Annotated in this window: 6 protein-coding genes; all 6 read left to right on the top strand. The window is 39.7% G+C overall.

Features of this window, described 5'->3' with window-relative positions; all coding sequences use genetic code 11:
- Nucleotides 1-323: 323 nt before the first annotated feature.
- The 6 genes from glsA to REB14_RS16780 all read left to right on the top strand — a co-directional run bounded on the left by glsA (nt 324) and on the right by REB14_RS16780 (nt 17398).
- A complete protein-coding gene (gene glsA, locus REB14_RS16805) occupies nt 324-1337 on the top strand; it encodes a glutaminase A (protein ID WP_099049852.1) in 1014 nt (337 codons plus the stop codon).
- A gap of 1313 nt (nt 1338-2650) precedes the next feature.
- The gene (locus tag REB14_RS16800; protein ID WP_309522758.1) at nt 2651-9676 is read left to right on the top strand and encodes an SDR family NAD(P)-dependent oxidoreductase; all 7026 of its coding nucleotides are present in this window, start codon (nt 2651-2653) and stop codon (nt 9674-9676) included.
- A 19-nt stretch (nt 9677-9695) separates the two neighbouring features.
- Complete coding sequence (locus REB14_RS16795) at nt 9696-13943, top strand: beta-ketoacyl synthase N-terminal-like domain-containing protein (RefSeq protein ID WP_309522757.1); 4248 nt, start codon at nt 9696-9698, stop codon at nt 13941-13943.
- Nucleotides 13931-14230 carry an acyl carrier protein gene (locus REB14_RS16790; RefSeq protein ID WP_002977699.1) on the top strand — a complete coding sequence of 100 codons (300 nt, stop codon included), beginning with the start codon at nt 13931-13933 and terminating at the stop codon, nt 14228-14230. The genes REB14_RS16795 and REB14_RS16790 overlap by 13 nt, the downstream gene beginning before the upstream one ends.
- A complete protein-coding gene (locus REB14_RS16785) occupies nt 14221-15003 on the top strand; it encodes an alpha/beta fold hydrolase (protein WP_309522756.1) in 783 nt (260 codons plus the stop codon). The genes REB14_RS16790 and REB14_RS16785 overlap by 10 nt, the downstream gene beginning before the upstream one ends.
- On the top strand, nt 14996-17398 hold the full coding sequence (locus REB14_RS16780) for a glycosyltransferase (RefSeq protein ID WP_309522755.1): 2403 nt from the start codon (nt 14996-14998) through the stop codon (nt 17396-17398). Before REB14_RS16785 ends, REB14_RS16780 begins: the two co-directional genes overlap by 8 nt.
- Nucleotides 17399-17403 lie beyond the last annotated feature (5 nt).

Raw genomic sequence — 17403 nt, 5'->3', positions numbered from 1 at the left:
TCAAATAAAATCCTAAATTTCAAATCAACAAATCCCAAAATCAATAGACAAAATTCAATTTAATTTATTTTTTACTAAATAATATTAATTTTTATTAAAATTAATCACATTCAAAACAGATAAAATAACAAGCTTTTTACCTATTTCTTAATTCTTAAAAAAACTATGTGTATTTCAACAATTTAATCTTCATCTATAAGCTTTTCCCATCCATACCTATATCAATATCGGTAAGGATAATCATTAGAATTGCCGACAAGATTAAAATAATTTATCTTTGTTTTTCAAGGCTTATCATAAACATTATATTCAACAACTCCTATATGAGAAACAAAAACTTTTTATTTTCTGCCAAAGGAATCTGTACTGCAGCTTTTCTTTCCTTAAACACAATCGTTTACGCACAGAAGGCAGCAGATATCTCGACCCTTTCAGAAAAAACATTAAATACCATTCTGGAAAAAAACAGAGCTTATTATGCTCAGGGAAAAGTAGCAGATTACATTCCTGAACTAGGGAAAATGGATGCTAAAGCAATTGCTTTTTCAGTGGTTGATAAAAATGGGAAAGTATTCAATACCGGTGATGTAAGCAAAAAATTTACCATGCAAAGCATTTCCAAAATTATATCCTTAATGGTAGCTGTAAATGAAAAAGGAGAAACTCATATTTTTGATAAAATGGGATACTTTGGATCAGACAAACCCTTCAACCATTTTTCAAACCTTGAAACTACAGGGAAACCGCTTAATCCAATGATGAATGCCGGAGCTATTCTTACCACTTCACTGATCTCAGGAGATGGTGAGAAGCCATTCCTTAAAATACTGGATATGGTAAGGTATATTACCAAAAACCCATCCATAGATTACAATAAATCGGTTTACGAATCGGAAAAATCAACAGGACACCGCAACCGTGGAATGTTTTACATCATGAAAAACAGCGGACTGATTTCAGGAAATGAAGACCAGCTGGACAACTATTTCAAACAATGCTCTATTGAACTTACTGCTGAAGATCTCGCAAAAATAGGATACTTCTTTGCCAACCAGTGTGTAAGATTTGACGGAGATTCCACCTATAAAAACGCAGATATGGCAAAATTAGTAGAATCACAAATGCTTACTGCCGGAATGTATGAGTTCAGTGGGGAATATTCCAGAACGGTTGGTTTACCAAGCAAATCCGGTGTTGGAGGAGGAATTACAGTAAGTGTTCCGGGAAAAATAGGAATCGGGGTATTCAGCCCTGCTTTAGATCAACACGGAAATTCTCTTGCCGGATATCATATGATTTTAGATCTGGCGAAGCAGTACGGATTAAGTATTTTTTAACCCTATTAAAGGTTCAAGAACAATGAATTCAATAAAAGAATATCAATCTCAATTAATTCTTTTAATACAGACTAACAACAAAAATTAAACAATACAAATCCGTTGAAATAAAATATTTCAACGGATTTTTTTATTTTCCAAACTTCACTTTTTCAACAATTTAACATCTACACAATTATATCTTGCCGCCTACACTTAAGTAGTATTATTATATTATCTCAACGGCTTATATCTACAGGATATTTTTTTAAAACATGATTGAATAATATACTTTTACAGAAAGAAAATTCATCTTTATAATTCTCACACCAAGATAAAATACAAACACATGATAAAAATTAAACCAACACTTACATGATTATTTCCTTTATTAAGAATTACTTCTATTACCATGCAGGCAAATGACAGTTAATTTTAAACAGAAATTTAAATATTTCTTAACGATTCACCGAAAACCTATCTTTTTCTTTATTTTGAAGAAGAGGAAAAAGTCATAAATCTCATTTCATTATTTTATTAACATTACTGTTTTTATGAATTTCGAAATAATATTAATTTATTCTTAAAAATACCTATCTATTTATTTATCAAAAAGATAGAAAAAATTCACAAATAATTCAAATTAAATCACAATATATTGATTAATTTTATTTAAATTCGCCTTGCCATTTTATCAGATTGATAAAGGTAATTCTTACATTTTAGAACCTTATTCATTGTATATTATCTTTTTGTAATATACCTAAAAACAAATCTCTTGTTTTTGAAATATTTTATTTTTTATTCCTATATTTGCTTAACATTTTTTTAACTATAACTATTTATAGTTAAAATTTATAAGATTGTACCGGCCATGTTTCTAAGAATAAGGAAACAATAAATATACTTTAATAGCATTTGAACAATTGATATTTTCATATTAAAAAATCATTATCAAATAGCGTGTATTATTGAAGATATATTATAGTTTTATTATTTTTATTTCCTCATAACAGAAAATTGTTATTTATACGAATAACATTGATGTTTTGCTATGAGATATCATTAATCATTTCTATACCGTAAATGCTATGAAAAACTTGACCAAAATCAGGCTGATGTCTTTTGAAAAGCCGGATATAACTACTACAACCCAAAATCTATCCCATACCGATAGATTATTAAATAATTACCACAAAACAATACCTATTGTTAACGATTTAATAAAAACAATTTTTACTATATCGTAGCAAAGAGTAATGGTCTTACGATCGAAAGACCTTGCATTCTGTTATGGAACTCTTGCTATCATTCAATAATTCAATTAACACGCCATGAAAAAATTAACCATTATTGGACTGACGCCTTTTGAAAAGCCGGACGTTAACCTTATATCTAAACTGCACCAGGCGGGTGCACTTCCCGTTCTAAGTTTAGGAAATGAGCTAGCGAAAGCCCAGGAAGCGTTACATCAACTTGACCAGATAGACGTACCATCGTATGGTATTTATTTTTCTAACGACAATTTCACGACTCTTCAAATTCCGGAAAAAGTACGATTTGCGATCCTACCATTCGGAATGTCTAAGCCACTCAATGTACCTGTTATTTATCAGGTAACCAGTTTAGAAGAAGCAAGACAAGCTGAACAGGCGGGAGCACAAGGAATTATTATCAAAGGAAATGAAGCTGGCGGATTAGTAGGCTATGAATCCACGTTTGTATTATTCCAGCGTGTGATCAAAGAAATCCAGAGCATTCCGGTGTGGGTACAGGGAGGAATAGGTCTTCATACCGCAGCCGCAGCAAAAGCTTTGGGAGCAACCGGAGTTATACTGGACAGCCAGCTGGCATTGTTCCCGGAAAGTTCAGTTCCCAAGGACCTGAAAGAAGTATGCTCAAAACTGAATGGTACAGAAACTAAGGTGATCGCGAACCACCGTGTATTGGTAAGACCCAATTCACCAGCTTTACCTGAAAACGTAACCGCTGAAGAGCTGAAACAATATTTTACAGGTTTTGACCTTAGCACATGTTATATCCCAATGGGACAAGACATATCCCTTGCAATTGACCTGTATGAAGACTTCAAAACACTGAAAAAACTGATTTTCGGATTTAAAGAAGCCATGTATGGACACCTGAAGCAGGCAAAAGCACTGAATGTCATTGATAAAGGTAACTCTTTAGCTCAGGAATTGGGATTACAATACCCTATTGCTCAGGGACCAATGACCCGTGTAAGTGATGTCCCTTCATTTGCCAATGCAGTTGCAGATGCCGGAGCTTTACCTTTTGTTGCTTTGTCATTATTAAAAGGAGAATCCGCGAAGTCTTTGGTAATGGATACCAAAAAACTTGCTGGTGAAAAAACATGGGGTGTAGGAATTTTAGGATTCGCACCACAGGAATTAAGAGATGAACAGACATCCTATATATTAGAAGCAAAACCTCCCGTAGTTTTAATTGCCGGAGGAAGACCTGCCCAGGCCAAAGTATTTGAAAAGGCCGGAATAAAATCATTCTTACATGTTCCTTCCCCTGCTCTTCTGGATATTTTCCTGAAAGAAGGCGCTAAAAACTTCATTTTCGAAGGACGTGAATGCGGAGGACACGTAGGACCACTTTCAAGTACAGTACTTTGGGAAAAGCAAATTGAACGTATTTTAAAAGAAGACCATCCTGAAAACATCAGTGTCTTTTTTGCAGGAGGAATTCATAATGCATTTTCAACGGCATTTGTTTCCATTATGGCTGCACCATTGGCTGCAAGAGGAGTAAAAATTGGAGTATTGATGGGTACTGCTTATCTGTATACTCATGAGGCTGTACAAACCGGAGCTATTCAGGAAGAATTCCAGTCTCAGGCTATGCAGGCAAAAGATACCGTTTTACTGGAAACAGCTCCAGGACATGAAACACGTTGTTTAAACACTGCATTTGCCCACCATTTCAATACAGAAAAAGCAAAACTTCTTGCTGCCGGAATGGATAAGAAACAAGTCTGGGAACAGCTTGAAAAATTAAATATAGGCCGTTTACGTATTGCGGCTAAAGGTATAGAACGTCAGGGCGACAAACTGGTCAACATTCCTAAAGATGACCAGCTGGACTTAGGAATGTACATGATCGGACAGGTAGCTACGATGCATAACCGCGTGATCTCATTAGCTGCACTTCATCAGAGTGTGGTAGATAATTACGAACACATTCAGGAAGCAGCATTGCCGGAAGAACCCGTTTCTGTAGAAAAACCTCTGGACATCGCCATCGTAGGAATGGAATGTATTTTCCCTGGTGCTAAAAACCTCGATGAATACTGGAGAAATATTATTTTAGGAAAAGACAGTGTTACCGAAGTACCGGATGAAAGATGGAATAAAGAATTGTATTACAAACCGGATTCCAACGAATCGGATGTATCCCACTCCAAATGGGGAGGATTTATTCCTAAAATTGATTTCGATCCACTGGCATTCGGAATTCCGCCACAGTCCCTTGCAGCAATTGAACCTACACAATTGTTGACCTTATTGGTCGCAAAACGCGCCATGGAAGATGCAGGATATGGTGAAAAACACATCAATAGAGAAAATATCTCTGTAATTATCGGAGCTGAAGGAGGTAATGATCTTGCCAACAGCTATAGTTTCAGAGGATACTATAAACAGGTTTTCGGAGAACTTCATGAAGAAGTAAAAGAAGCCTTCCCGCATACCACAGAAGACTCATTCCCGGGTATTCTTGCCAATGTTATCGCGGGTAGAATTACCAACCGACTGGATCTTGGAGGCAGAAACTTTACCGTAGATGCAGCTTGCGCTTCTTCTTTGGCCGCTATTGATCTGGCTTGCCAGGAACTTGTATTAGGTAAATCGGATATGGTTCTTGCCGGAGGAGCCGATTTACACAACGGAATCAATGATTACCTGATGTTCTCCAGTACGCATGCTTTATCCAGAAAAGGAAGATGTGCTACCTTCGATGGTGAGGCAGACGGTATTGCCCTTGGAGAAGGTATTGCCATTCTTGTTTTAAAAAGATATGAAGACGCTGTACGCGATGGTGACCGTATCTATTCAATAATCAAAGGAGTTGGTGGATCCAGTGACGGAAAAGCTTTGGGATTGACTGCTCCTAGACAAATAGGCCAGGTAAGAGCATTAGAACGTGCTTATTCCCAGGCTGGTATCAGTGCTGCTTCTGTAGGTTTAGTGGAAGCTCACGGTACTGGAACCGTTGTAGGGGACAAAACAGAATTAAGTGCCTTAACTAATTTATTCATCCGTTCAGGAGCTTTACCCGGGCAGACTCATTTAGGTTCTGTAAAAACACAGATCGGACATACCAAGTGTGCCGCTGGATTAGCAGGATTAATCAAAGCTTCCCTGGCTGTATATCACGGGGTAAAACCACCTACCCTTCATCTTCAGCAGCCTAATGCTTATTATAATGCAGAAACCAGCCCATTTGCTTTCCATGCAGAAAGCGGACTATGGAGCGAGAAGAACCGTTATGCAGGAATCAGTGCTTTCGGATTTGGAGGAACGAACTTCCATACGGTTATTGCCAACCATCCTAAGCAGGATAATTCAATCGCAATGCAGTCGTGGCCTTCGGAACTATTTGTTTTCCGTGGAGATACGTATGAAGAAGCCAAAGGACAGTCGGGCCAGATTAAGGCTTTATTAGAAATTAATGATGGTATTCCATTAAAAGATATTGCTTATAGCTTAAGCATCAGTTCGGAAAAACCAATTCAGTTCAGCATTGTAGCCGATACAGTTGAAGACTTGATGATGAAGCTCGAGCTAGTACTGCTAGGGATTGAGACAAAAGATACTTTTACCGTAAATAAAAAAGAAGGTAAAGTAGCGTTCACATTCCCTGGACAAGGCAGCCAGAGAATCAATATGGCTCGTGACTTATTCGTTGTTTTCCCTGCTATGCGTAAGATTATTGATGAGTATCCTGAACTTGAAAAAGTCGTTTTCCCATCTAAGACCTTTAATGAGGCTGATTTAAAACAACAAAAAGAAACCATTAAAGATACCCGTTTAGCACAACCCCTTTTAGGAATTGTAGACCTTGCACTGGCTAAATTCTTAGAATCATTGGGTATTATTCCGGATATGCTGGCAGGCCACAGCTATGGTGAAATACCAGCTTTATGCTTTGCCGGAGTATTTGGAGAAGATAAACTGGTTGACTTAAGTGTTCAGAGAGCGCAGTCTATTTTAAATTCAGTGGAAGGTGGAGATCCTGGTTCAATGCTGGCTGCAAGTGCTACAGCAGAACGTTTACAGCCTATTATTGCTAAAGTAGAAGGATGCTACCCTGTGAACTTCAACGCTCCAACCCAATGTGTCATTGCAGGAAGTACAGAAGCGATTAATAAATTACTGGAAGTTCTTAAACAGGAAGGTATTTCTGCTAAAAAACTGGAAGTAGCATGTGCTTTCCACAGTCCATTATTGGCAAAATCCAAAGATTTATATGCTGAAGTATTAAAAGATGTTCCTTTCCAGGAAATGCAGATCCCTGTGTGGTCTAATACTACAGCAGAAGTATACCCTTCAAATCCATCAGAAATAAAAGAAAGACTTACTGATCATCTTGTATATCCGGTGAGATTTGTAGAACAGCTTCAAGCCATGTACAATGATGGTGCAAGAATATTCATCGAAGTAGGACCAGGAAAAGTTCTTACCGGACTCACCAAATCCTGCCTGGAAAAAGATCAGCTGACCTTATACGTTGAAGACAACAGCCGTAATAAATTCAGTCATCTGCTTTGTATGCTGGCTCAATATTTAGGAACAGGCCGCAGCTTCAATATTAATAAACTTTTTGATGGCAGAAGCGTTAAGGTTATTGATATCAACCAACCTGAGCTTTACAAGAAAAGCCCTGCTATCTGGCGTGTTAACGGGCAAACTGCCCATCCAACTACTGGTAATCTGCCATCTAATGGTGCTTTACCACTAATAAACCCTATTCCCATGAACAATTTTACTAATAATCCACAGGCACCTGCAACTGAAGCTCAGTCTACTGCTGAACGTATGCTGCAGGAATATTTAAACAGCATGAAATTAATGATACAGGCACAGCGTGATGTGATGCTTTCCTTTATGGGACAGAATCCTCAGGCATTCCCTGCTCCTGTATACAATTCACCAATACCAACTCCTGCACATCAGCCTGTATCAGCCATTCCGGTCCAGCCTGTTCATCAGGAAAAACCTGTAGCTGTAGCTCCTGTAAAACAAGCTCCGTCAAGAGATATCAAATCCTTATTACTTCAGGTGGTAAGTGACAAAACAGGATATCCACAGGAAATGCTGGGTATGGAAATGGATCTTGAAGCTGATTTAAGTATTGACTCTATTAAAAGAGTAGAAATTATCGGAACACTTCGTAACGAATTGGGAACTCTGGGCAACGGAAACACCAGTGAAGATACCGTTATGGAACAATTAGCCGGAATAAAAACGCTAAGTGGACTTGTTTCATGGCTTACAGAATTCTCAGGAGCAGATACAACAGCTGCCATAGAAAAAAACGGAACAGCAGCTGAATCATCAGTTTCAAAATCACAGGCTCAGCCGGCATTCTCTCTTGAAGATCTTCAAAATGCCATTTTGAATATTGTAAGTGAGAAAACTGGTTATCCAAAAGAAATGTTAGGTCTTGATCTTGATCTGGAAGCTGACCTGAGTATTGATTCCATTAAACGTATGGAAATCATCGGTGATCTTAAAACCAAAATTGGTTTTGGCCAAAACCTTGAACAGGCAGATGATGTTATGGAAAAACTGGCTGCCATTAAAACCCTTCGCGGTCTGGCAAGCTGGATCAGCGAAATGAATGGAGAAACCAACGAAGCAGCTCAGGAAGTGAAAGCAACAGACATTGCAGAGCCAACTCAAAATGTATTATCCCGACTTCGCTTTGATATTACTCCAACCGATGCTTCTTTAGTACAAAATACAGAAGTATTGCAGGGAAAACGTTTTGCCATCACTCAGGATGACAGCAAGCAAACCTCAGCGATCAGGGAAGCACTGGAAAAACATGGAGCCATCGTAGAATTGGTAGACTCAGAAAAAGATCTTTCAAATATTGAGGGATTAATTATGCTGGACCTATTCTCAACAACTGATAAACCAAGCATTATCGACCATGTGGATCTGATCAAAAAACTGGATTTTGATAAAGCAAAATGGGTATATCTGATCTCTGATATTCCTGCACATCTTCAGGAAATCTCTGATGTAAGCGTATTACGCCACCACCAGGGATATCCGGGACTTTTCAAAAGTTTAGCAAGAGAATTTGACAATACAACTTGCAGACTGATCAGCCTAAGTACTCCTCAGGAAGTAGATCAGATTGCTGAGATTACTTTAAAAGAGATTTTAACCAACGATAAACCTGCCGAAATCATTTACAAAAATGACCAGCGACACAAAGTAGATATTATCCCTTCTCCATTATCAACAAGTCTGAATGAAGCGCATATTCAATTGGATAAAAAATCTGTGGTTCTGGTATTGGGAGGAGCACAGGGAATCACGGCTGAATTGGTGAAGCATATGTCTCAGGCCTATCCTTGTACTTACATTCTGGTAGGAAGATCAGCTGACCCAAGAAATGAACTTTCTGCGAAAGACTTTGAAGGAATGAAAACCAAAGAAGAAATCAGAAGCTTCTTAATCAAGTCAGGTCAATTCACATCTCCGGCAGAAATAGAAAAAGAAACAACGAAGATTTTCAAAAACAATCAGATTCTGCGTACCATCCGTGATATGGAAAACCTTGGAAATACCATTATTTACCAATCATTAGACCTTTGCGACGAAGAAGGATTAAGTAATCTGATCAGCATTATCTATGAAAAATATAACCGCCTTGACGGAGTCATCCATGGAGCAGGTCTTTTAGAAGATAAACTATTCAAACAAAAGACGACAAGCTCTTTCGGACGTGTATTTGATACCAAAGTGAAACCCCTTCGCGTATTAGCTGAACAGCTTCGTACAGACTGCCAGTTCGTCGTATTATTCTCAAGTATTGCTTCCGTATACGGCAACAAAGGTCAGACAGATTATGCTGCGGCCAACAGTGTACTGGATGATTACGCCAATGCTTTAAATAAAAGATTAAAAGGAAAAGTGATCTCTATCAACTGGGGACCTTGGAAAGGTGCCGGAATGGTTTCTTCCACCCTTGAATCAGAATATGAACGCAGAGGTATTTCTATGATTCCATTGGATGAAGGGAAAGAAATCTTCCTTAACGAAATCAAATACGGAACGGAAAGCCAGGTGCTGATCATGTCAGGAAATAATTGGTAAAACACTGCATAAACTCAATATGAAAAAAACAGATGTTGCTGTAATTGGTCTATCCTGTGTCTTTCCCGGGGCACAGGATGCCAACACTTTTTGGCAGAATATTGTCAATAAAGTCGATTCTACCGAGCTCGCTCCGGCAGACCGGATAGATCCTGTTCATTTCAGTGATGCCACAAGTCCCGTTGACCGTTTTTACTGTCAGCGTGGAGGATTTATCCCTGATTATACTTTCGATCCTACAGCATTTGGTATCTTGCCATTAGCCGTTGAAGGAACGGAACCTGACCATTTGCTTACCCTTGATCTGGTGCAGAAAGCCCTGGAAGATGCCGGCGTATTTCAAAAGAACATTTCTCTTGAAAAAACGGGAATCATCATCGGTAAAGGGAATTATACCGGTCCAGGAGCCACCCGCGCTATTGAAATTGTAAGAACCGGAGAACAGATTTCTTCGTTACTGCAGGAATTACTGCCTCATGTTTCTTCTGCAGACATTGAAAAAGTAAAACATGCTTTCCAACAGCGTAAAGGACGTTTTGCAGCCGATACCGCCATGGGATTAATTCCCAATCTCGTTGCTTCTCTTGTTGCCAACCGCTTCAATTTAGGAGGAGCCGCATTCACTGTAGATGCCGCTTGTGCATCTGCTTTGATTGCTGTAGATCATGCTGTACAGGAACTTCAGAGAGGTCGTTCCGATATCATGATCGCAGGAGGAGTACACACAGGCCAGAACGCTGCTTTCTGGAGTATTTTTGCTCAATTGGGAGCCATGTCCCGCCAGCAGCAGATCAAACCGTTCAGTATGGATGCTGATGGCCTATTGATTGGTGAAGGTTGCGGTTTTGTCGTGTTAAAACGATTGGAAGATGCCGTTCGTGATCAGGATAAAATCTATGCGGTAATCAAAGGAGTTGGCGTAAGCAGTGACGGTACCGGAACCAGCGTAATGAGTCCGGCTGTGAAAGGTCAGTTAAAAGCTTTGGAACAGGCATGGATCAATGCTGATTTAGATAAAAATAAAGTGGGATATCTTGAAGCTCATGGCACAGGAACACCTCTTGGAGATAAAACAGAACTTCAGACCTTAGCTCAGTTCTTCGGAAAAGAAGAAAATGCTCAGGCAGCGGGTATCGGATCTGTAAAGTCCAATATCGGGCATGCTATGCCGGCAGCCGGAATTGCAGGATTAATCAAAACCTGTCTGGCATTACACCATGATACTTTACCACCAACCTTATATTGTGAGAATCCAACTTCGGATATGCAGAACACAAGGTTTGAACCGGTACAGGAAGCAAAAAACTGGTCAAAAACCGGACTTCCAAAAGTAGCGGCAGTAAATGCTTTCGGATTTGGAGGAATTAACGCACACGTGGTTCTGGAAGGCTATGATATGCCGAAAAAAGACCACGTACTGATATTAGCCAGACCTACACACCAAGAACTGCTTTCCGCATTACAAAATAATGAAACCGCCATTGGTGAAGGAGATTTCAGAGTAGCGATATTCGATCCAACGCCTGCAAGAATAGAAAAAGCCATTAAAATTGTTTCCAAAAATATCATCTGGAAAAACAAACAGGATATCTGGTACACTTCTACTCCATTATTAAAAGATGGCGGTAAAGTAGCCTTTGTATTTCCAGGCTTAGATGGTCTTGCAAAAGGTGAAGTGGAGACGGTTAGCCGTTATTTTGGATTGACAGCTCCTATTGAAACAGAAGGTGAAGGTCTTTTAACCGATGCCTTAAACATTTTCAACAACTGCAGTATCCTTGATAATTCATTGAAAAAACTGGGAATTATTCCCGATATGAACGCGGGACACAGTTTAGGAGAATGGCTGGCAGGATATTCATCCGAATTAGCGGAAGCCAATTCTGTAAAAGCGTTAATTGATGTGCTCCACCCTGAAACATTTGAATTAAAAGATTCCAAGTTCATCGCCATAGGAGCCGGAATTGATGTGATAAAACCTTTTATTACTGAAATTTCAAACCTTTATGTTTCCAATGACAACTGCCCTAATCAGGTGATTCTTTGCGGAAGCAATGCCGCTTTGGAGGAATTGGTTCCTTTATTAAAGGCAAAACAGATTTTCCATCAGGTGCTTCCTTTCCAATCAGGATTCCACTCTCCTTTTATCGCAGATAAACTGGATGTGATCCTTGCGGGAATGGAAAAAGCGCAGTTCCAGCAGACAAAAATTCCACTGTGGTCTGCAACAACCTTAGAACCTTATCCATCAGATCAGGCAGCGATCAGAAAACTGAGTGCAGAGCATTTGGTTCAGCCTGTTCGTTTCCGTGAACTGACAGATACATTATACGAAGAAGGCGCAAGAGTTTTCATTCAGGTAGGTACAGGAGGATTAATAGGATTTATTGATGATACCTTAAAAGGAAAAGCCTTCAGTACGATTGCTTCCAGCGTTCCTACCCGTTCGGCATTGGCGCAGTTACAACGTGTAGTTGCTTCATTATTTGTAGAAGGGAAAACCATTGCGCTTGACTTTTTAGAAATTCAGAATCATACAAAAAGAGCATCAGGAAAAGGAATTAAACTGGAGTTAGGCTCGCCTATCATCCGTAATTTTAAAGAAGTGAAAGCGTTGGCTCAATCATTTGAGACCCCAAAACAATATACCGCAACAGCTTCAGCTATGGCCACCAAAAGCGGTCATCCGCTGGTACAGGCATTCCAGGACAACGTTGCCGATATGATCCGTATGCAGGAAGAAGTATTGACTTTATTCCAAAATCGTCCGGAGATTACGATCCAACGTCCTGCTGCTCCTGTTGCTCCCAAAGCACCAAGAAGTACAAACTTCTCAAAAGACTTATATGTAACGCTTGAAAGCCACCCTTATCTGATTGACCACAGCTTATTGAGACAGCCTAAAGGTTGGGCTCATGTCGCTGATATGGAACCGGTAATTCCGATGACGATGATCTTTGAGCAGCTCGCAGAAATTGCAGAAGCAGAAATTCCGGGAACACTGGTTCATAAAATCATGAATGTAAGTGTATTCCAATGGATGAACGTTGCCAAACCTTTCGAAAAAACCGTAAAAGGAGAATGGCGTTCACCGAATCACGCTTATCTTGATATTGAAAACTTTGCGAACGCAGAAGTCATTTTAAAATCCGCTTCAGTTCCAACACCAGCCTTCAATCTTTCCATCGGTAATCTTTTACCTATCGAAAGAACCCCTGAAGAAATCTATGACATGCATATGTTCCATGGAGATAAATACCAGGGAATTACTGAAGTTTCAGCCGTTGGAGACAAAGGAATTATCGGAAAAATAAAAGGTAACGGTGGTAAAGGTTCTTTATTGGACAATGCAGGACAGTTATTTGGACTTTGGCTGCAGCTTACTTTGGTGAAAGACCGTATTGCATTCCCTGTAAAAATCAGAGATATTGAATTCTTCGGAGATATGCATGATCAGGAAGGTATTTTTGAATGTACCTGTATGCTGACGGAGCTTAATGATGAATTCGCCATTGCAGATATCATCCTGAAAAGAGACGGAAAAGTATGGTGCGCCATTACAGGCTGGCAGAACAGAAGACTGGAAATTGATGCTCCGTTATGGAATGTTTCCATGTCTCCGCTGCACAACCGCCTTTCAGAAGAGATTGCTCCTGAAGTATTCTTCTTCCATCAGGCTTATACCAGAGTGGCTTCGTGGGATTTTATCCTGAAAAGATATTTCAACCAAACGGAAAAACAGTATCACCAGCAGCTATTACCCAACAAGAAGAAAAACTGGATGGTAAGCCGTGTAGCCGTGAAAGATGCTGTAAGAAATCTCCTTCGTCAGGAAAAAAATCATGCCTGCTTCCCGATCACGTTTGAAATCCGCTCTGATGAAGTAGGAAAACCTTACCTCATCAGTGATTTTACAGAAGATATTCATATTTCTTTAGCTCATAAAGGCAAAGAAGCCGTAGGAATCGCGAGATATGGAAAATCTGTAGGAATTGATATGGAACTGATGGAAGAGCGCAGCTCAGGATTCTATGAAATGGTATTTACCGACAAAGAATTAGCATTATTAAAAGACAGAGATCAGGCCGAATGGACCACCCGTTTCTGGGTAGCCAAGGAAGCCTACGGAAAGTTCATGGGAACAGGACTGAAAGGAAATCCTAAAGTCTTCGAAGTCGAAATGATAAAAGACGATCACCTGTGGATCAACAACATTGAAATCAAAACTATTAAACATAAAAATTATATTATCGGATGGACACTGTAAACGCAACATTAAAAATGAACCACGAAGAACTTTTTACTTTATTAAAAGGTTTTATTACTGAAGTGATTGGGGCTGAATTTGTAGAAGAAATGGATATTACTCCTGAAAGTTCATTCACCAAAGATCTTGAAATGGACAGCATCGAGATTGTTTCTTTCTCAGAAAAAATCAAGGCGCATTTTGGCGATCAGATCGACTTTACAGGTTGGTTATCTTCTATGGATCTTGACCAGCTGATCAATCTTGACCTTAGTATGATCATCAATTATATCTACGAATGCCAATAATCACTGTCAATAACAGACAAGTTCATATACAGGAACTCAACAAAGGAGCCGAACAAACCGTGGTACTGATCCACGGTATGTTCAGTAACCTGTCCATTTATTATTTTAATATTGCCCCTGTGCTGGCGAAGCATTTCCATGTGGTGATGTACGATCTGAAAAGTCACGGTATGAGTGAACGCTTTTTGGATGGGTACGATCTTGACAACATGTCATCCGATTTAATAGGTTTAATAGATCACCTTCAACTGGAAAAAGTACACCTTGTAGGCTATAGCTTCGGAGGTCTTATTGCACTGAAAACAGCATTAGAATATCCTGACCGCGTAAATCAGCTCGTGGTGATGGAAGCTCCGGATCCTCAGGACGAAAAAGCCCGTAACATCATTGATGAATACAGCAAAGAATTTCTTGAGCATTACGTAGCCAATTTTACAGATACTACCAAAGTGCAGATGGGTAAAAGACAAATGGAAAAGAACCATCGTATGTATGAATTTCTCTTTAATCAGACCACCATTAAAGCAGATATGATCAGGGAAAAACATTTCCTTGGTGAAGCTGACTTCAAGGGATTGGAAACTTCCACTTTATTGCTTTATGGAGCTGACTCCAACTGCAGACCTACCGGTGAGTGGCTTCAGTCTCAAATCAGCGGATCTGAACTTGAATTAATCCAGGGCGATCATAACATTCCTATCCAGGAACCCAATCTGATTGCGGAAACAATCGCTCAATTTTTATCTAAAATTTTAACACAAAACCATGGCTAAATTTGCATTTATAGTTCCACCATTGACAGGACATGTCAACCCTACCTTAAGCATCGGTGCTACCCTGCTGGAAAGAGGACATGAAGTAGCCTGGATCAGCCTTGACCCAACATTGGAGGCTAAACTTCCCGAGGGAGGAAAATTATTACTGATCCTGTACGATCAGACCGACGAAGAAAAGAAAGAAAGTGAACAATATCTCGATATTATTTCCAAAAAAGTAGTGTATGGCATAGACAGTGTGAAGTTCCTGTACGAAGAGGTTCTTATTCCGCTGAACAGACATTGCTATAACGGTATTGTTTCATTATTAAAAATAGAGCAACCCGATTTAATTATCGGAGACCATCAGTTATTTGCTGCCCCTGTTGCCGCAAAAACTCTTGGAATCCCTTATGCCACTTCCGTTACCGCTCCGGCCGCCATTAAAATCATGAATGAGCTTCCAAAAGTACACGAATGGGAAGTAAATCAGATCATTGACCTACAGAAAGAACTGGGCTTTCAGGAAGAGCGTTCTCTGGCAACCTCAGACCTTTTAACACTTGTGCTGACCTCCAATTATTTCTTTGGTGAAATGGATAATCTGCCTTCTCAATATCAGTTCACAGGTCCCGTTCTTACCGAAAGACGTGTTTCATGTGAATTCGACTGGGAAAAGTTAAAAAGTAAAAACAACAAAAAGATTCTGGTAAGTATCGGTACTACCTTCGATCATGATCATAAAAAAGCTTTCTTCCAAAAGGTAATTGATGCCTTTAAAGATGAAGATTTAACCGTTATAGTGGTTTCCGATCCGCAGCTTTTCGAACAGTGGCCGGATAACTTTATGGTATATCAACAGGTTCCTCAACTAGATCTTCTGCCTCATCTTGATGGTGTGGTTTGCCATGGCGGTCACAATACCGTATCCGAAACACTATCACACGGTATTCCTTTGGTAGTGATCCCGATTGCCTATGACCAGTCTCATGTTGCCGGACGCGTTGTGCGTACAGAAGCAGGTGAACGTCTTAATTTTAACAGATTTAAAGGAAATCACCTGAGAGAAGCTGTACAGCAGATTCTGAATAACCCAAGCTACAAAGAAGCAGCTCAGAAAGTGGGACAGTCTTTTGTGGAAGCAGGAGGTTCTGCTACGGCAGCCAACTTACTGGAGCAAGCCATATTGAAAGCTTCAAAACCTGAAAAACCGTCTAAGTTTTTATTTGTAGTTCCCCCGTTTTTCGGACATGTGAGCCCTACTTTAAGTGTGGGAGCAAGTTTAATTGCCCGTGGCCACGAAGTAAAATGGTTCGGAATTACGCCTTTAGACAGCAAACATATTCCTGAAGGAGGTTCTTATTTCTATCCTGAAGAAGATCTTGTTCCTTACCAGGAGGAAATTGCCCGAATTTTAAAAAGACAGGATGACGGACCCGCATGTTCCGGACCTGAAGTGATGAAACTGGCACTGGAAGAAACCTATGTTCCTTTTGCTAAAATGATGATGCCGGGACTTACCAGACTGACAGAAAGCTGGATGCCCGATGTGATCGTGAATGACTGTATTACATTCGGAGGTGCTCTTTTCGCTCACAAACATAATATTCCTTGTGTAACCACTACTCCTGTTCCTCCGGATGTAATGGGAGATACAGAAAAAAGTGCCCCTAAAATCTGGGAATGGCAGCAGAACTTAATCAAAGATCTTCAAAAAGAAGTAGGCATTCATGAAGAAGGAATTTACATCCATTCTCATAAATTGAATATGGTCTTTACTTCACAAGCCTTTGCTGGTTTTGAAACCGTTCCTTCCCATATGAAATTCGTAGGTCCGGTAAAAGGCCGTCCGAATGATGCCTCATTCGACTGGGATAAACTGAACGCTTCCACCACTCCAAAGATATTTGTATCATTGGGAACGCTGCTGGTAGATATCAGAAAAGCTTTCTTCGAAAAGATTATCGCTGCATTCAAAGACCAGCCGGTTACGGTGATTGCCGCTACTCCACCGGAAATCTTTGAAGAATGGCCGGATAATTTTATTGTGAACAGTTTCGTGCCTCAATCTGCAGTGATGCAGAGAATGGATATGGTGATCTGCCATGGTGGTTTCAATACCGTTAACGATACTTTTAGAAACGGATTACCGATGTTAATCACTCCTATTGCTTATGATCATTTCCATATTGCAAAACTGATCGAACAGGCAGGTTGCGGAATCAGTATCCGATACAAAAGACTTCGTGTAGATGCTCTTCGTGAAACTGTTTTTGAATTATTGGAAAATCCGAAATACAGAGCTGCAGCTCAGGAAGTCCGAAACACATTTACCCTTGCCGGAGGGAACGATAAAGCGGTAGAACTGTTAGAAAATTTTGTGCAGGAACATTCAACATTAGCTTCTGTATAGCCTAT

It is taken from the genome of Chryseobacterium metallicongregator (genome assembly GCF_031324065.1).
In the GTDB taxonomy this organism is placed as follows: domain Bacteria; phylum Bacteroidota; class Bacteroidia; order Flavobacteriales; family Weeksellaceae; genus Chryseobacterium; species Chryseobacterium metallicongregator.
Note: the sequence above shows the minus strand (reverse complement) of the source record. Positions and strands in the feature narration are given on the sequence as shown.